Genomic DNA, 16,685 nt, shown 5'->3' on the forward strand with positions numbered 1-16,685 from the left:
ATTCGTCGCCGGAGTATAACGGTGGGTGTCGCGGCAACCTCGCCGTCGGCCGCGCCCCTCTGGTCTCAGTCGACGCCCTCCAGCCTCAGTTCAGTCGGACTCGCCTTCGGCGAACGCCTCGTACACGGCCCACGACGGGTCGACCCGCGGATGTTCGGCTCGCTCTCCGTCGAGGTAGACGCCCGACCCCTCCGACACGGTTCCGGCGACGCCGACGGGCGTTCCGCGCGCTTCGAGCGCCGAGATCACGTCGTCGACGGCGGAGTCCGAGACTGTCACCACGAGCGTCCCCGAACTCGTCGCGTGCCACGGTTCGATGTCGAGGTACTCGCAGGTTTCGGCGATGCCCGGCCGCAGCGGAACCGCGTCGCGCTCGGCGTCGATGCGGACGCACGCGCTTTCGGCGACTTCGCACAGGGCTCCTTGTAGCCCGCCCTCCGTCGCGTCGTGCATCGCGGTCACGCCGCCCGCCTCTGTGACGGCGCGGGCGTCGCGCACCGTTCGCGTCTCGTCCAGCCGTTCTCGGGCGTCGGCGAGCGTCGCTTTTGGGAGTTCCATCCGGTCGCCGAACAGCGTCGTGAGCAACCCCGTCGCCTCGACTGCAGGCCCCTTCGTGACGAGCACTCGGTCGCCGGGGCGCGCGCCGTCGGGGCGAATCACGTCGTCGCGGTCGCCGACCGCCAGCGCCGTCGCCGCGCCGACCCACGGGAACGAACAACCAGTGTAGCGCGCAGTGTGGCCCGTGACGATGCTGATTCCCAACTCCCGCGCCTCGTCGTCTATGGCCGCCCAGAGTTCGGCGAACTGCTCGTTCGTCATCTCCGGCGGCAACGAGAAACTGATGGTGAGGTGCGACGGCGGAAGGCCTGACACCGCGACGTCCGAGAGGACGATGTGCAGCGCGAACCGACCGGCGCGGTCGAAGCCGAGTTCCGAGAGGACGGAGAGGGGATCGGTGGCGAGCACGACGGCGGTACCGTCCACGTCGAGCATCCCGAAGTCGACACCGTGTTTCGGGCCGAGCGCCACGTCGTCGCGGGTCGCGCCGAGGCGCGGATACAGATACTCGTCGAAGAAGTCGGGGTCGATCTTCCCGAGATCGGACATACGGGACGTGCGAACGCGGCGAGTAAAACGATGCCGTCATTCCGCTATGCCGGCTTTCCGCATCGCCCATCTCTATGGTCGCCGCCGCACAGTGTCGGCCATGAGCGACTTCCCGCCCTGCAAGGCGGCCCGCGAGTTGGACCGTACCGATCCGCTGGCCGAGTTCGCCGACCGCTTCGAGATTCCCGACGGCCACTACATGGACGGCAACTCGCTCGGTCCCCTCTCCGAGGACGCCGAACGAAGCCTCCAACGCGTCGTCGACGAGTGGCGCGAACTCGCGATTCGCGGCTGGACCGACGCCGACGAACCGTGGTTCAGCTACGCCGAGCGACTCGGGTCGATGACCGCGCCGCTCGTCGGGGCCGACGAGACGGAAGTCGTCGTCGCTAATTCGACGACGGTGAACATCCACACGCTCGTCGGCACGTTCCTCGACGTCGTAGACTTGCCGACAGTGTTGGTCGACGACCTCGACTTTCCGACCGACCACTACGCGATTCGCGCCCAACTGCGCCAGCGTGGCTACGACCCCGACGAGCACCTCGTGGCCGTCGAGAGCCGAGACGGACGAACCATCGACGAGGACGACGTCGTCGCCGCCATGGACGACCACGACCCGGGCATCGTCTTCCTCCCGTCGGTGCTCTACCGCAGCGGGCAGCTGCTCGACGTCGAGCGAATCACCGAGGCGGCGCACGATCGCGACGTCCTCGCCGGGTTCGACCTCGCGCACTCGGTCGGCGCGGTCGACCACGACCTCTCGGGTGTCGGCGTCGACTTCGCCGTCTGGTGCGGCTACAAGTATCTGAACGCGGGTCCCGGCGCGATTGCGGGACTGTACGTCAACCGAGACCACTTCGGGACGACGCCGGCGCTCGCCGGGTGGTGGGGCCACGACAAGGAGACGCAGTTCGACATGAACCTCACGTTCACCCCCGCCGACGACGCGGGCGCGTGGCAGATCGGGACGGTACCGATGCTCAGCGCCGCGCCGCTGGAAGGCTCGCTTCGGATGTTCGAGGAGGCCGGTATCGGGACCGTTCGCGAGAAGTCGCTCTCGCTCACGGGCTACCTCGTGGAACTCGTCGACGCGCTCGCGGACGCGGGCTACGACTGCGACGTCGGCACGCCCCGGGAACCGGACCGACGCGGCGGCCACGTCGCCGTCGAACACCCCGAAGCCTATCGGCTGAGTCTCGCCCTGAAGGAGCGCGGCGTCGTCGTCGACTTCCGTCCGCCGAACGTCGTCCGCGTCTGTCCCGCGCCGTTGTACACCAGCCACGTGGACGTGTGGGAGGTCGTCGCCGAACTCCGAACGCTGCTGGACGAAGAAGCGTACGAACGATTCGACCGGCAAGACGGCGGCGTGACGTAGGACGGTACTTCGGATGCGAAACGGCGTCTGACGGTCTCAGAACGTCGCTTCCGCAATCGAGGGGTACTGCGACCGAATCTTCTCGTGCGGCTGGAACACGCCGACGGTGGCGTTCTTCGTCGACGCGGTCATGTCCGCGAGGTGGACGAGTTGCTGGAGCGGCGTCTCCGGTTCGGGACCGTTGTACCAGGGGCCCATGTGTCGCTCCACAGCGTCGGCGACACGCGAATCGAGCTCCGTCTCCGCGCGAAGCCAGTCGGCCGCCTGCACGTCGTGGTCGCGGTCGGCGTGGTCGCCCTCCTCGTACATTTCGCCGTACTTCTTCACGTCGTGGAGGAGACACGCCGCCCGACCGAGATCCCGTTCCGTCTCGGTGAGAAGACCTTGTTCGAGGTACGAGTCGACGAGGCGCTCGAACGCGGCGAACACCATCTTCGTGTGAATCCAGAGTCCGCGTTCGGCGCAGCAGTAGAGGTTGTGGTGCGCGTAACTCGACGCGGCGGGCGCGGTCCAGAAGTAGTCTTCGTGTCCCTCGAAGAACGCGGCGGCGGTCGCACGCATTAGCTCCTGATTGTCCAGAAGCGCTATCTCCGGCAGCCGTTCGCAGACTGCGGTGAAGGCGTTCTCCTCGCATCGAATCGTCTCGGTCATAATACGGTCATCTCTTGAACGACGGATTATACGCGTCGGTTCTCCGCGCCGCCGGACTGGTCGAACCGAATCCGTCGCACCTTTTTGCTGCTCCCGCGAGCGACCCGTATGAACGACTTCCTCTCGCTGGACGCACCCGTCGTCGGGATGGTTCACCTCCCGCCGCTCCCCGGAGCGCCCGAGTTCGCGGGCGACCGCGCCGAACTCCGAGAACGCGCGCTACGCGACGCTGCGGCGCTCGAATCCGGTGGTGTCGACGCCGTGATGGTCGAAAACTTCGGCGACGCGCCGTTTCACCCCGACGATGTGCCGAAACACACCGTCGCGTCGATGACGGCGCTCGTCGGCGCTGTTCGCGGGGCCGTGTCGGTTCCCGTCGGCGTCAACGTCCTGCGCAACGACGCGGCGGCGGCGCTCTCTGTCGCCGCTGCAACCGGCGCGTCGTTCGTCCGCGTGAACGTCCACACCGGCGCGCGGGTGACCGACCAGGGTGTCGTCACCGGCCGAGCGCACGAGACGATGCGTCTCCGCGACCGACTGGACACCGACGTGGCCGTCCTCGCTGACATCGACGTCAAACACTCCGCGCCGGTAACGCCCCGCGAAATGGACGAAGTCGTCGCCGAGACGCTTGATCGCGGACTCGCTGACGGCGTCGTCGTCTCCGGCGTCGGCACCGGCGAAGCGGTCGACCGCGAAGCCCTCGGTGAGGTGGTCGCTCGCCGCGACGAACTAGCTCTCGACGCGCCCGTCGTCGTCGGGAGCGGGACGACCGTAGAGAACGTCTCCGACCTGCTCGACGTCGCCGACGGAATCATCATAGGGACAGCACTCAAACGGGGCGGGGAGACGACGAACCCCGTAGACGAGACGCGGGTCCGAGAACTGATCGAAGCGGTAGAGTCGTAGTTAGTCGGTCGCCGTCGCGGGCTACCGGAGTCGCCGCTTTCCGGAGGTGACGGCGCTGAAACGCTGACTAACAGGCGACCGGTTCGAGGGTTGGCGGCCGCGAGCGGTCGGTCGCACACCCGCTGTTCGCTCGCGATCGGTCGTCAGAACACGCGGGTGGGTGGTCCCGCCTCCGTACTTGAACCTTCGTCGCGGGAGGTCGGAGAACCGGCGAGTGGAACCCCACGGACTACGCGTTCAGTTCTTCGTCGACCAGTTCGGCGGCTTTCTCGGCCGCTCTCACCGACCCGAGATACCCCGCGCCGACGGTCGTTTTCATCGCCTTCGCCGCCGCCCCGGTGACCACCTTCGGGCCGACCTGCGCCACCGCGCCGTCGCCGACGGAGACGATCCACCCCGGCACCTCGAAGCGGTACGGTTTCATCCGCGGTTCGAAGCAGGAGCCGTCGCCGTCGAGTCGGTGAGTTACGAGCTGCTCGAGGTTTCTCGCTACCGTCCCGGCTTCTCGAATCGCCGCGGATGCGCTGGCGGGGACGGCCTCGCCGTCGACGTCGACGGCGCGAGCGGCGTCGCCGACGACGAACGTCCGATCGGTGAGCCGGAGGTCGTTGCGGACGACCGGGCGCTCGCCACTCATCGCGTCAGCGCCGCGGATGCCGCCGGTCCAGACGAACAGGTCGTACGAGAGGTCGCCGTCGGCCAGTTCGACGGCGTCGGCATCCACGCGCCGGACCGGCGTGTTCGTCCGAATATCTACGTCGCGGGCCTCCAGTTCGTCTCGGACCGCCCGCTGGAAGTTCTCGGGGAAGGTGGGCGCGACGCTGTCGAACTGTTCGAGCAGGACGACGTCGACGCGGTCGGCGGCGTCGCGTTCCTGTACGAGCGCGGCGAGTTCGCCCGCCGTCTGCACGCCGGAGAGACCCGCGCCGCCGACGACGGCGGTGCCGCCGGACTCGCAGACGTCGAGGAACCGCTCGCGAATCGCCTCGGCGTGGCGGACGCGTTTCAACGGGAGTGCGTGTTCCTCGACGCCCGGGAGGTCGTAGAAGTTGGTCTGCGCGCCGAGACAGACCGCGCCGTAGTCGTAGTCGAGTTCCGTCCCGTCGGCGAGCGTCGCGAGGCCCGCCTCGGCGTCGACTCGGTCGACGCGTTCGGTAACGATCTCCGCGTGGTCCAGTACGTTGCGCAGCGGAAGCGTGATAGCGTCGGCGACGGAAGGGCGGCGAATCACGCGGTGGAGTTCGTGTTGGACGAGATGCGTCGGCGATTCGTCGACGACGACGACGTCGACGGCGGAGGGCAGACGCGTTTCGAGACGTTGCGCGAGGGCCAGACCGGCGTAACCGGCACCGAGTACGGCGACTCTCATAGCCGGGGGTTAGAGCCACGAGACAATGAGGATGTGGGCCGTCCGCGACGTTCGTTGCGGCTGATTCGTCCGTCTCGCCGCCAGATTGTACCCGTTTCGCACAGTAACAACTGACTTTCACGTATACGGACCAACCGTTATTTCCCGTTCGTCACGGTAACATGAGCCAATGATCGTTCGCTGCGCCGAGTGCAAGAACCGCTTCGAGGTACCCGAGTACGTTCGCGCAAACGTCCAGTGTCCGAAATGCAATCACTACTTCAGACCCGGCCGACTGACCCGTCGGCGCGAGCGGTTCGTCTGACGGGTTACGCGTGTTCCAGATAACAGCCGTCTCGGCGTCGACTACGACCGTCTCCTCTCTTGTTTATCCCATTCTCTCGCTCTCCTGTTCGACCCTCGTGTTATCACGGATACATCAAACCGAGACGAAAGAGGTGACTCTCCGCCCGAAATCTGCGACTATCGGAAAAAAGAGAATGTGGCGTAGCCAGGTCAGTCGGCATCGGCCGCTTCCGCACCCTGCTCTTCGATGTATCCGACGATTTCGCTCGTCTCGTGTCTGAACTCGTCGAGGTCGACTTCCGCCCCGTGAAGGATAGTCGAGAAGTATCGAACGTTGGCGGCGACGTTTACGGCCTCGTTGCGGCCTCTCTCTTCGACTCCCTCTAATCTTGCCTCTTCGGCGTGGAAGTGGATGCAGTACGGACAGTTCATCGCGGCGGCGGCCCCGAGCGCGACGAGCGCCTTTTCACGATTCGGCAGTTCGGTCTCGCCAAGTTCGAGGTCACGTACGACTCCCCAGCTATGGTCGGCTGCAGGCTCTGAAAGCGCGTCGAGCCAACTCGGCACCTGTCCGAGATACGCTTCTATCTCCGCTCGCATCTGGTCTGATACCATGGTCTCCTCTGGATTTCGTGAACGTGGTCGTGGTCGTGGTCGTGGTCCCTCCCAGTCGGTCCCGTCGAACGCATCGAAACCCAGCCGAATGTTGTTTGCTATCACTATTCACACTTTCCGATGGTGTCGCGGACGAGGCTTCGTAGGGTTAGCAGGTCGATTGTCGAATCCAACGACTGTTTGACACGTTATCGGGTCGTCAGACTGGGATACCGAACCGGGACACACCTCCTCTAATTGCAACGCCGGTACGAGGCGGTGTTCGGACGAAGTCGATCGGTCCCTCTCAGAACAGCGCGTCGGAGTCGGGGAGAATCTCGGCGGGGCCGCCGACTTCCCAGACCATCGTCTCGACGCCGCAGTCGGCGACGGCGGCCTCGACTTCGTCGACGTACGCGTCCTTCGTGTTGACGTAGACGCTCGCGCCGGTGTCGGTCGAGAAGTAGACCGGGACGCCCTCCTCTCGAAGTTCGCGGACGGCGTTGAAGATGGCGATGGTCTCCGGTTGCCAGTACACCCACCCCGAGGGACCGGTCATCGTCGTCGCCGTCAGCGACAGCGAGTCGTGCTCGGCCAACTCGAAGGTGCGGTCGAAGTCGGCGTCGCGGAGCGCGTCGCGCATCTCCGCGATCTGGCCGTGGATGTGCGCCATCCGCGCCTGAAACATGTGGCTCTCTGCGGCCTCCTCGTGCGCCTGCTCGGTCTCTTTGTACGCGGGAACCAGTCCCGCGACGATACGGAGGTCGTCTTCGAGGTCGCTTACGATGCGCTCGGAGCGGCAGTCCTCGTCGTTCAACCCCGTGTACAGTTGGGAGAACGCGCCCGTGACGGCGCGGGCCGCCGAGGAGGAACCGCGGCGGGCGATAGTCGAGATTTCCGGCCGCGTGAGGTCGAGTCCAGCGGCCTCCGAAAGCGCCATCGCCGCGGCGGCGAACCCCGACGAAGAAGAGCCGAAGCCGACGTTCGAGGGGAAGTTGTTCTCGCTCTCGAAGCGGACGGCGTGCTCGAGGTCGGCCAACTCGCGGACGTGGTCGACGACGGCCTGAATCCGCTCTGCGCCGCGACCGTCGACTTCCTCGCCGTCGATGAGAAACAGGTCGTCGTTCGCGTCGGGGTCGAACTCGATGGTCGTCGTCGTGTTCGACGGGGCGGTGCAGACGCTGATGCTGTCGTGGTACGGGAGTCGGAGTTCCGGGTCGCGCATCCCGTGGTACTTCACGAGCCCCTGAATCGGGTGTGCTCGGGCGGTGGCTTTCATGCCAGAAGGCGTGCGCGACTGCGGGTTAAACGTCCCGGAAGTCGTCCGCGCAGGAACGCGCGTCTCAGAGTCGGGCGTCTCGGAGTCGGGCGTCAGTCTGCTTGCTGGGCGACGCGGTGGTACGGCGCGCGCGAGATTGCCTCGCGGAGCTCGGCAAGCGACTCGCGTCCCCCGCTCGTCATCGCGCCGACGACGGCGAACACCTCCTGTCGAGACACCTTCACGCCGCGGCCGGTGAGCGCGTCCTCGGGGTTGGCCGACAGTTCGCGGAGCGTGCCGACGGCCAGGAGGAACGGGATCGCCCACGCAGCGAGTGTGTTGCCGTCGGTCGTCGGCACCGTTTCGAGGTACGTCTGCGCGTCGTCGAGGAACGACCGGGCGTGGTTGGCCGTTCGGCGGACGACCGTCGTCGCCCCCGCTTTGTTCGCGGGGTCGACCACGTTATCCTGCGCGATGCCCTCGTCTTCGAGCCACTCCGCCGGGAGGTAGACGTTGTTCTCCTCGGTGTAGTCGTCGTAGACGTCTTTGGAGATGTTGACGAGTTGGAGGAGGAGGCCGAACTCCTCGGCGGTGTTGTAGAGGCGCTTGCGGCGCTCGGAGTCGATGTCGCCGCGGGTGACGAGGTTGGTGATGAGGTTGCCGACGGTTCCGGCGGCGTAGTAGCAGTACTCTTCGAGTTCCTCACGCGACTGGATGCGGAGACCGTCGGTGTCGGCGTAGCGTTCGACGAACATCGCCATTCCCTGCACGAGTTCGCGGGCCGGCGGCGTCACTGCCTCCCGAACATCCTCGGGGAGCGACTCGAACGTGCGGAACACCCGCGGCGACTCGGCGACGACCTCCCAATCGTCGTTTCGAGCCTCCGGGGCGGGTAACCAAGGCTCAACGGCCTCGGTGAACTGTTCGATACTCGTCTCGTCTGTCGGGTTGAGCGTGGCATCGTACAGGTGGAGCAGTCGGGACTGCTCGTCTGCGGGGATGTGCTCTGCGTCTTCGACGGTATCGGCGATACGGCAGACGAGGTAGCCGAGACAGATGTACGATGACATCGGCTCGTCGAGGACGCGCACGGTGAGTGCGAACGTCCGCGAGACGCCTTGGACGGCGTCGTGACACCACTGCAAGTCTGCGTCGTTCCCGGGCGGGCGGGCATCTGCGTCTTCAGGCATCCGAAGTATCCGTGTTTACGGCAGGAGACATAAAAAGCCTCGTGGCACTTTCTTCGAATTCGCCTCCGTCGCGGCGCCCACCCGGAAAACCTAAACGGAAGACGGTGAAAGACCGCAGCATGGACTTCCAGCTCTCGGCCGAGCAGAAGCAGATTCGGGATATGGTCGCGGAGTTCGTCGACGAGGAGATCCGTCCCGTCGCCGCCGACATCGACGAAACCGACGAGTTCCCCGCCGACCTCGTCTCCGAGATGGCCGAACTCGGACTGATGGGGATGCCTTTCCCCGAGAAGTACGGCGGTGCGGGTCTCGACTACCACTCCTACGCCATCGGTCTCGAAGAGATCTCGCGCGGCAGCGGTGGTCTCGGCACCATCGTCGCCGCTCACACTAGCCTCGCAGGTAACATGGTCTACGCGTTCGGCAACGAGGACCAGAAGCAGGAGTACCTCACGCCGCTCAACACGGGCGAGGACATCGGCGCGTTCGCGCTCTCGGAGGCGGGAGCCGGCAGCGACGTTCCGTCGATGACGACGACAGCAGAGAAAGACGGCGACGAGTACGTCGTCAACGGCGGAAAACTCTGGATTTCGAACGGCTCCGTCGCCGACACGGTCACGCTGTTCGCCAAGACGGACCCCGAAGCGGACAACAAGGGAATCAGTTCGTTCGTCGTCCGCCCCGAGGAGGACGACGGCTTCGTCGTCGAAGGCACCGAGCACAAACTCGGCGACAAGGGCTGTCCGACCGCCGAACTCCGCTTCGACGACATGCGCATCCCCGAAACCCGCCTGCTCGGCGAGGAGGGCGACGGCTTCGTCCACGCGCTAAAGACGCTCAACGGCGGTCGCATCACCATCGCAGCGCGCTCCATCGGCATCGCTCGCGCCGCGCTCGACGACGCACTCCGTTACTCCCAAGAACGTGAGCAGTTCGACCAGCAGATCGCCCGCTTCCAGTCCATCCAACACAAACTGGCCGACATGGACACGAAGATTCAGGCAGCCAAACTGCTGATGCACCGGGCGGCGGACAAGAAGATTCGCGGCGAGAACTTCATCAAGGAGGCCGCGCAGGCGAAGCTGTACGCCAGCGAAATCAGCCGCGAGGTGGCCAACGAGGGCATCCAGATTCACGGCGGCTACGGCTACACGAAGGATTTCGCCGCCGAGCGCTACTACCGCGACGCGAAACTCAACGAAATTTACGAAGGGACGAGCGAGATCCTGCGCAACACCATCGCCGCGCAGTTGCTGGACTGAAGCCGTCGGCTCCGTCGCCACAGACGAATGCCGACGGTGGCAACCCAGACGGTGAGAATTCGACGGCCGCAGAGGTGATCGAAGTTCCGAAGCAGACGACTCGTAAGTGAGCGACGACGAGAAAATCGTTCTCCGGCGACGACCGACACGGAGTGAGACGCTTTCGATAACACGACTTTCGCGTGTCCTTCTCTCATAGAACACACTCAGACCAGCATGTCTATTCACCACGGGCGAGTTTCCCACTATCTTCTGACAATTCTTTTCAGCGGTCGCGGCGGACTCTCAGTAAGGAACCGACGACCCGTCAGGCAGTTCACCGCGCTCCGGACCGTCACGACAGTTCGTCGCTACTGGGAGATAACCGATGCTACCAGACGACCACCTACCAACGCCGACACGTTCGGACCGACGCGCCGAGAGCCGAACCGAACGACACAGCGGAGACACACCCGCGGTGAGCGGTGGTGCGTCCGCGTGAGCCTCGAAGAGTCCGAAGGAGCGGAGTCCGAGGCGACGACGCCAGCCGTCGAGCAGACTCGTGAGGAAGCGCTCGCCGACCTGCTCGGCGACCGCGTCGTCGAGCGCGACGACCACAAGAACGCTCCGGCGTTCGTCGTCCGACCAGACGCCGTCCAAGACGTGCTCTCGACGCTGAAGGAGGAGGCCGGATTTGACCACCTCTCCTGTCTCTCCGCCCAAGAGTACGTCGACCGCTACGAGTCCATCTACCACCTGAAGAAGTACGCCGACCCGACCGACGAAGTGAGCATCGTCGTTCCGACGCCGACGGACCGTCCGGTGAGCCAGTCGGCCGAACCCGTGTTTCGGACCGCGGACTGGCACGAACGCGAGGCGTACGACCTCATCGGTATCGAGTACGAGGGCCACCCCGACCTCCGGCGCATCCTCCTCCCCGAGACGTGGCAGGGTCATCCGCTGGCGCTCGATTACGACCAGGAGCGACCGCAAATCGTCGCCTTGCGCGAGCACGCGAACCCCCTTCGGGACGACCACCGCGGCGACCAGGACTCGGATACGATGTTTCTCAACATCGGCCCGCATCATCCAGCGACTCACGGGGTGCTGCACCTCAAGTGTACGCTCGACGGTGAGCAGGTCGCCGACGTGGATCCCGACATCGGCTATCTGCATCGCTGCGAGGAGCAGATGTGTCAGCAAGGCACCTACCGCTACCAGATAATCCCGTACTCGGACCGCTGGGACTACACCGCCAATATCCCGAACGAATGGGCCGTCGCGCGGGCCATCGAAGATTTGGCAGATATCGACGTGCCCGAGTACGCGGACGTGCTCCGGACTATGTCGGTCGAACTAGGCCGGATGCTCGGCCACTTCCTCGCCGTCGGGACGTTCGCACTGGACGTGTACGGCGACTTCACGGCCATTTTCATGTACGCCGTCCGCGACCGGGAGAAGGTCCAGAACATCCTCGAAGACCTCACCGGCCAGCGGATGATGTTCTACTACTTCCGGCTGGGGGGCGTCGTCTGGGATCTCCCCGAACCGCGCGAGGAGTTCTTCGAGAACGTCAGGGATTTCCTCGAAGAGCTCCCCCCGACGCTCGAAGAGTACCACGACCTCATCACCGGCAACGAGATTCTGCAGTCGCGCACCGTCGGCACCGGCGTGTTGCCACCCGAGGTCGCCAAGGACTACGGCGTCACCGGCCCCGTCGCCCGCGCCTCCGGCATCGATTACGACCTGCGCCGTGACGACCCCTACGGCTACTACTCGGAACTCGACTGGAACGTTGCGGTCGAGGACGGCTGCGACAACTACGCACGGTTACTCGTTCGCCTCCGCGAGGTCGAGGAGTCGGCGAAGATCGTCGGCCAGTGTATCGATATCCTCGAAGACTGGCCCGAGGAGGAACGAACCATCCAGTCGAACGTGCCGCGGACCTTGCGCCCCAACGACGACACGGAAACGTACAAGGCGGTCGAAGCGGCGAAGGGCGAGATGGGCATCTACATCCGCGCAGACGGCACCGACTCGCCCGCGCGGTTCAAGATACGGAGCCCCTGCTTCAACAACCTCCACTCGCTACCCGAGATGGCCAACGGCGAGTACGTCCCGGACCTTGTCGCGGCGCTCGGCAGTCTCGACATCGTCCTCGGGTCGGTCGACCGATAAAAAAGATATCCGGCGTCGCTCAGTCGTCGGCGCGGGACATCACGCGGTCCAGCCCTTCGATGTCGATCGATCCTGTGAGAGTGCGGTTCGGGAACGGGATGCTGATTCCCTCGGCGTCGAACCGCTGTTTCACGTCCGTCACGTACTCGCCGCGCGTCCTCACGAAGTCCGAACGACTCGGCTGCGAGATCCAGATGCGCGAGTTTAGCACGACCGCCGAGTCGCCGAGTTCCGTCAGGCGGACCGACGGTTCGGGGTTGGCGAGGATGTCGTCGCGCTTCTTCGCCTCTTCGAGGATGATCTCCGTCGCTTTCTCGATGTCGTCGTCGTAGCCGATGCCGAACGGCACCTGCAGGCGGAGTTTGTTCTTCGCGACGGGGTTCTTGATGACGCCGTCGGTGAGGTGGGAGTTCGGCACGGTCAGGAGTTCGTTGTCGAACGTCCGGACGCGGGTGACGCGGAAGCTGATGTCCTCGACGATGCCGGAGTTGTCATCCCACTCTATCCAGTCACCGATGCGGAACGGTTTGTCGGTGAAGATGAACACGCCCGCGACGAAGTTGGCGATGACGTCCTGCATCGCGAACCCGATGGCGAGCGTCGCCGCCGCCCCGATGGTCGCTAGCGCGGTGAGGATGTTCCCGAACCCGGCGGCGGCGAACGCGACGCCGACGGCGACGAAGACGACGACGACGCCCAGCAGTTTACGGAGCGGCTTCTGGGCGTGTTCTTCCAGTCCCCGTGTGTCCAGCAGACGCCCCACGAGCGGCATGACGAGGAGTCGCCCAGCGAGATACACTGCCGCGAAGACGACGACGAACATCATCGCCGCGTCGATAGCGTTCGCCGTCGCGACGTTGCTGTCGAACCCGAGCGAGTTGACGAGGAACTTCGCTATCGGACCTTTCGGGACGACTTCGCCCGCCTGCAGCACGATTACCATCAGTGGAAGACCGCTGTGTTCCCGCGTGTCTCGACGAGCGTGGCGTTCACCGCCTCGGCGAGTTCGTCGGCGAGTTCCTCGGTCGAACTGCCGCCGCGGGCCGCTCGGAGGAACTTCACTTTCACCAGTTTCCGGTCGCCGAGTTGGTCGCGTAACTCGTCGGTGACCGCTTCGATACCGCTCTTGCCGACCCAGACCGTCACGTCGACGTCGTGAGCCTGCTCGCGTAACTCGTTGTCTACCATCTGTCCCGTCGTAGCAAGCGACGCGGTTTGAACCTTTAGTTACCGACCGGCGTTACCTGCCGTCGATACCAGTCGGAGGGGCGAGCGCCGAGGAGCGAATACAGCCGCAGGCGAACGCTCAGTCGCGGTACGGGTAGCGGTCGATGTGGCCGCAGTCGCAGCGAATCACCACGTGTCCGTCCTGCAGGCGGACGCGGGCGTTGACGCCCGGAACGAGGTAGACGTCGCAGGCGTCGCAGGAGAAACGTTTGAACTGGCGGGGCAGCCCGCACCGATGTCGCTCGTCGAGGCGGCGGGCGAGGCGGACGTACTCGCGGGAGCGGTCGAACTCGCGTTCTTTCGTCGCTTCGCAAGCGAGTTCGTGTAACCGCGCGATGCGCTCCTCGGCGATCGTCGTCACTCGTGAAGATGGTTCGCGACGCGCCAATAGATGTTGCGAAGCGCGGCGGGTTGGCCGTCTTCGCTCGCCTGCGGCGGCGAATCCCCGTACACTAATGCGGTCTCCGGGGAACCGACGAGCATGCGCGTCCTCAACTATCTCGAACTCGCCTCCGAACTCGACCGGAGCGGCATCGGGACCGCGACCGACCAGCAGCGGGCCGCCCTCGAACGAACCGACGTCGAGGTCGTGACGTCGCCGTGGCGCGGTGACCACCCGGCGTGGGCCGCCGTCGAGGCGCTCCGCGGACGACGTGCGTTCGCGAACTACGACGTGGCGCACTGCAACCTCATCGGTCCCGGCAGCGTCGCCGTCGCCCGCCACGCCGAGCGCAACGACCGGCCACTGGTCCTCCACGCGCACGTAACGCGCGAGGATTTCGCCGAGAGCTTTCGCGGGTCGACACTCGCCGCGAAACCGCTCGGCCGCTACCTCAAGTGGTTCTACTCGCAGGCCGACCTCGTGCTCTGTCCGAGCGAGTACACCAAGGAAGTCCTCGAATCCTACCCGGTCGACGCGCCCGTCCGCCCGATGAGCAACGGCGTCGACCTCGACTCCCTCGAAGGCCACGAGGCCCTCTGCGAGGAGTACCGCGAGCGCTACGACCTCTCGGGACCGGTCGTCTTCGCCGTCGGCAGCGTCTTCGAGCGCAAGGGACTCACCACCTTCTGCGAACTCGCGCAGGCGACAGAGTACGAGTTCGTCTGGTTCGGCACGTACGACGAGGGGCCGCACGCGTCGTCGACGGTCCGGCACTGGACGCAGAACCCTCCGCAAAATCTCACGTTCTCGGGCTGGGTCGACGACAAGCGCGGCGCGTTCGCGGCGGGCGACATCTTCTGTTTCCCGACGAAAGTCGAGAACCAGGGATTGGTCGTCCTCGAAGCGATGGCCTGCGGGAAGGCAGTCGTGCTCCGCGACATCCCCGTCTTCCGCGAGTTCTATACCGACGGCCACGACTGCCTGCTCTGTTCGACGCGTGAGGAGTTCGAAGCGGCGCTCGACCGCCTCGCCGCGGACCCCGACCTCAGGGAGCGACTCGGCAAAAATGCCAGAAAGACGGCCGAAGAACACGGACTCGACCGCGTCGGTGAGCAACTCGTCGAGGCGTATGAGGACGTGTCGGCGGGCCGCGTCTGAGGCCGACGACCTCCGAACGGAACGCCGACCGGGGCGGAAAGTCAAAACGACTTAACCCCGAGTCTTCGAATCTCGTGACAATGCACTCGGTCGTCGCGTTCACCGACACCTACCTGCCTACCGTCAACGGCGTCACCTACACCGTCCACTCGTGGCGGGATCGCTGGCAGGCCCGTGGCGGTCGGATGGACGTGGTCTACCCCGACGCCGACGGGTACGAACCGGAGAACGGGGAGTACCCCATCCGCAGTCTCCCCTTTCCCTTCTACGACGGCTTCCGCTTCGGTCTCCCTCGCGTCCCCCGTGCGGTGCGGAACGTCGACGTCGTCCACGCGCACACGCCGTTCGCGCTCGGTCTCGGCGGCCTGCGCCTCGCCCGCCGCGAGGGGTTGCCGTTCGTCGTCTCCTACCACACCCCGAGCAGCGAGTACGCCTCGTATCTCACCTCGCGCCGGCGACTCGAAGACGGCATCGAACGCCTCTCGGAGTCGTACGAGCGGTGGTTCCTCGGCCACGCGGCAGCCGTCGTCGTCCCGAGCGAGGCGACCCGCGACGACCTTCGGAGCCGAGTCGGCGACGACGTGGGGATCAGCGTCGTCCCCAACGGCGTCGACGTCGACCGGTTCCGCCCCGTCGACGCGACGGCGTTCCGCGACCGGCACGGTCTCTCGGACTCGGACACTCTCGTCGGCTACACGGGACGACACGGCTACGAGAAATGTCTCAGCGACATCATCGACGCCGCCGCGGGACTCGACGCGACCGTCGTCTTCGGCGGCGACGGTCCCGCGCGCGAGCATCTCGAAGCGACGGCGCGAGAGCGCGGCGTCGACGCCCGGTTCCTCGGATTCCTCGACCGCGAGGAGCTCCCGGCGTTCTACAGTTCGCTCGACGCGTTTCTCTTCCCGAGTCCCGTCGAGACGCAAGGGCTGGTCGCGCTCGAAGCGAACGCCTGCGGGACCCCCGTCGTCGGCGTCGACCGCGGGGCGCTCTCCAACACCATCGAGGAGGGCGTCACTGGCTACCACTACGACCTCGGCGACACCGAGGGCTTTCGAGCGGCTATCGAGCGGACGCTCGACGAGACGGCGGAGCTCGAACGTCGCTGTCTCGACCGGCGCGAGTCGCTGAGCGTCGAACACGCCGTCGACCGACTCGCGGACGTGTACGACGCGGTCACCGGTAGCGGAGCTTAACGAGAAAATCGGAGCCGACAGTCGGTCGACTTCTGATCGACTTACCGGTCTTCGAGCGCGTCGGCGATGCGCTGGAGCTGTCGCGTCTGGTCGCGGACCTCGTCGCGCAGTTGGCGCACCTCGCGGACGAGCGCCTCGTTGTCGTTGCCGCTCTCCTCGGGTCGGCCGCCCGGACCGCCGCCCATGCCGCCGGGACCGCCCGGTCCGCCGCCCATCATGCCGCTCATCATCTGTGCGAACGGGTTGCCGCCGCCACCCATGCCGCCGGGACCGCCCGGTCCGCCGCCGCCCATCATCTCGGCCATCGGGTCCTCACCCTCCTCGCCGCGTTCTTCTCGTTCCTTCGCGCGCCGCTCTCGAATCTCCTCGACGCGCTCGCGGAACGATTTCTCCTCCTCGTCGCCGGATTCGGCGTCGGCGTTCTCCTCGGCTTCGATGTTCACGTCCTCGGACTCCGTCGGCTCGTCGGGTTCGTCTTCTGGCATAGCTTCGCGTTCGCACCCCACGCCGAAAAGCGTTGGCACTCGGGCGACGGAGCGGCGGCGTCTGGCGGTTTCTTCAG

Annotated in this window: 18 protein-coding genes; 7 read left to right on the plus strand and 11 right to left on the minus strand. The window is 65.6% G+C overall.

Going from position 1 to position 16,685, the window contains the following annotated elements; all coding sequences use genetic code 11:
- Positions 1-90: 90 nt before the first annotated feature.
- Entirely contained in the window at positions 91-1,107 is a 1,017-nt protein-coding gene (locus LAQ58_RS07365; protein WP_224449952.1) for an AIR synthase family protein, read from the minus strand.
- A gap of 100 nt (positions 1,108-1,207) precedes the next feature.
- Between LAQ58_RS07365 and kynU the strand changes: the two genes are divergently transcribed.
- Positions 1,208-2,485 (plus strand): kynureninase, encoded by a 1,278-nt coding sequence (kynU, locus tag LAQ58_RS07370; RefSeq protein WP_224449953.1) that lies wholly within the window; start codon positions 1,208-1,210, stop codon positions 2,483-2,485.
- Positions 2,486-2,521: 36 nt separating this feature from the next.
- On the opposite strand, the gene LAQ58_RS07375 is transcribed toward kynU, so the two are convergent.
- A complete protein-coding gene (locus LAQ58_RS07375; RefSeq protein WP_224449954.1) occupies positions 2,522-3,136 on the minus strand; it encodes an HD domain-containing protein in 615 nt (204 codons plus the stop codon).
- A 108-nt stretch (positions 3,137-3,244) separates the two neighbouring features.
- Here LAQ58_RS07375 and LAQ58_RS07380 point away from each other — a divergent pair, with 108 nt between their 5' ends.
- Entirely contained in the window at positions 3,245-4,045 is an 801-nt protein-coding gene (locus LAQ58_RS07380; protein WP_224449955.1) for a BtpA/SgcQ family protein, read from the plus strand.
- A 229-nt stretch (positions 4,046-4,274) separates the two neighbouring features.
- Here LAQ58_RS07380 and LAQ58_RS07385 read toward each other — a convergent pair whose 3' ends face one another.
- The gene (locus LAQ58_RS07385; RefSeq protein WP_224449956.1) at positions 4,275-5,414 is read right to left on the minus strand and encodes an NAD(P)/FAD-dependent oxidoreductase; all 1,140 of its coding nucleotides are present in this window, start codon (positions 5,412-5,414) and stop codon (positions 4,275-4,277) included.
- A gap of 169 nt (positions 5,415-5,583) precedes the next feature.
- On the opposite strand from LAQ58_RS07385, the gene LAQ58_RS07390 reads away from it, so the two are divergent.
- Positions 5,584-5,718 carry a zinc-ribbon domain-containing protein gene (locus LAQ58_RS07390; protein ID WP_117591248.1) on the plus strand — a complete coding sequence of 45 codons (135 nt, stop codon included), beginning with the start codon at positions 5,584-5,586 and terminating at the stop codon, positions 5,716-5,718.
- Between the two features lie 191 nt (positions 5,719-5,909).
- On the opposite strand, the gene LAQ58_RS07395 is transcribed toward LAQ58_RS07390, so the two are convergent.
- The 3 genes from LAQ58_RS07395 to LAQ58_RS07405 form a co-directional block, all read right to left on the minus strand.
- On the minus strand, positions 5,910-6,314 hold the full coding sequence (locus tag LAQ58_RS07395) for a carboxymuconolactone decarboxylase family protein (protein WP_224449957.1): 405 nt from the start codon (positions 6,312-6,314) through the stop codon (positions 5,910-5,912).
- Positions 6,315-6,600: 286 nt separating this feature from the next.
- Positions 6,601-7,572, minus strand: a complete 972-nt coding sequence (mvaD, locus tag LAQ58_RS07400) for a phosphomevalonate decarboxylase MvaD (protein ID WP_224449958.1) — start codon at positions 7,570-7,572, stop codon at positions 6,601-6,603.
- Between the two features lie 92 nt (positions 7,573-7,664).
- Positions 7,665-8,741 (minus strand): phytoene/squalene synthase family protein, encoded by a 1,077-nt coding sequence (locus LAQ58_RS07405; RefSeq protein ID WP_224449959.1) that lies wholly within the window; start codon positions 8,739-8,741, stop codon positions 7,665-7,667.
- A 119-nt stretch (positions 8,742-8,860) separates the two neighbouring features.
- Here LAQ58_RS07405 and LAQ58_RS07410 point away from each other — a divergent pair, with 119 nt between their 5' ends.
- On the plus strand, positions 8,861-10,003 hold the full coding sequence (locus tag LAQ58_RS07410; RefSeq protein WP_224449960.1) for an acyl-CoA dehydrogenase: 1,143 nt from the start codon (positions 8,861-8,863) through the stop codon (positions 10,001-10,003).
- Positions 10,004-10,480: 477 nt separating this feature from the next.
- Complete coding sequence (locus LAQ58_RS07415) at positions 10,481-12,160, plus strand: NADH-quinone oxidoreductase subunit D (RefSeq protein ID WP_224449961.1); 1,680 nt, start codon at positions 10,481-10,483, stop codon at positions 12,158-12,160.
- A 19-nt stretch (positions 12,161-12,179) separates the two neighbouring features.
- Here the strand turns inward: LAQ58_RS07415 and LAQ58_RS07420 are convergent, their stop codons facing one another.
- The 4 genes from LAQ58_RS07420 to LAQ58_RS18910 all read right to left on the minus strand — a co-directional run bounded on the left by LAQ58_RS07420 (position 12,180) and on the right by LAQ58_RS18910 (position 13,870).
- On the minus strand, positions 12,180-13,103 hold the full coding sequence (locus LAQ58_RS07420; protein ID WP_224449962.1) for a mechanosensitive ion channel family protein: 924 nt from the start codon (positions 13,101-13,103) through the stop codon (positions 12,180-12,182).
- The gene (locus LAQ58_RS07425; protein WP_224449963.1) at positions 13,103-13,348 is read right to left on the minus strand and encodes a YhbY family RNA-binding protein; all 246 of its coding nucleotides are present in this window, start codon (positions 13,346-13,348) and stop codon (positions 13,103-13,105) included. Before LAQ58_RS07425 ends, LAQ58_RS07420 begins: the two co-directional genes overlap by 1 nt.
- Before the next feature lie 118 nt (positions 13,349-13,466).
- Positions 13,467-13,748, minus strand: coding sequence for a ribonuclease P protein component 4 (locus LAQ58_RS07430; protein WP_224449964.1), 282 nt, complete (start codon positions 13,746-13,748; stop codon positions 13,467-13,469).
- Positions 13,745-13,870: a hypothetical protein gene (locus LAQ58_RS18910; RefSeq protein ID WP_255595040.1), complete on the minus strand. Its 126-nt coding sequence runs from the start codon at positions 13,868-13,870 to the stop codon at positions 13,745-13,747. Before LAQ58_RS18910 ends, LAQ58_RS07430 begins: the two co-directional genes overlap by 4 nt.
- Here LAQ58_RS18910 and LAQ58_RS07435 point away from each other — a divergent pair.
- Entirely contained in the window at positions 13,869-14,927 is a 1,059-nt protein-coding gene (locus LAQ58_RS07435) for a glycosyltransferase family 4 protein (protein WP_224449965.1), read from the plus strand. The two genes, LAQ58_RS18910 and LAQ58_RS07435, sit on opposite strands and share 2 nt — an antisense overlap.
- Before the next feature lie 80 nt (positions 14,928-15,007).
- Positions 15,008-16,123, plus strand: a complete 1,116-nt coding sequence (locus LAQ58_RS07440) for a glycosyltransferase (protein WP_224449966.1) — start codon at positions 15,008-15,010, stop codon at positions 16,121-16,123.
- 41 nt (positions 16,124-16,164) lie between these two features.
- On the opposite strand, the gene LAQ58_RS07445 is transcribed toward LAQ58_RS07440, so the two are convergent.
- Positions 16,165-16,608: a hypothetical protein gene (locus LAQ58_RS07445; protein WP_224449967.1), complete on the minus strand. Its 444-nt coding sequence runs from the start codon at positions 16,606-16,608 to the stop codon at positions 16,165-16,167.
- Positions 16,609-16,685: the final 77 nt, after the last annotated feature.

The sequence above is a fragment of the Haloprofundus salilacus genome, assembly GCF_020150815.1.
GTDB classification, from domain to species: Archaea; Halobacteriota; Halobacteria; order Halobacteriales; family Haloferacaceae; genus Haloprofundus; species Haloprofundus salilacus.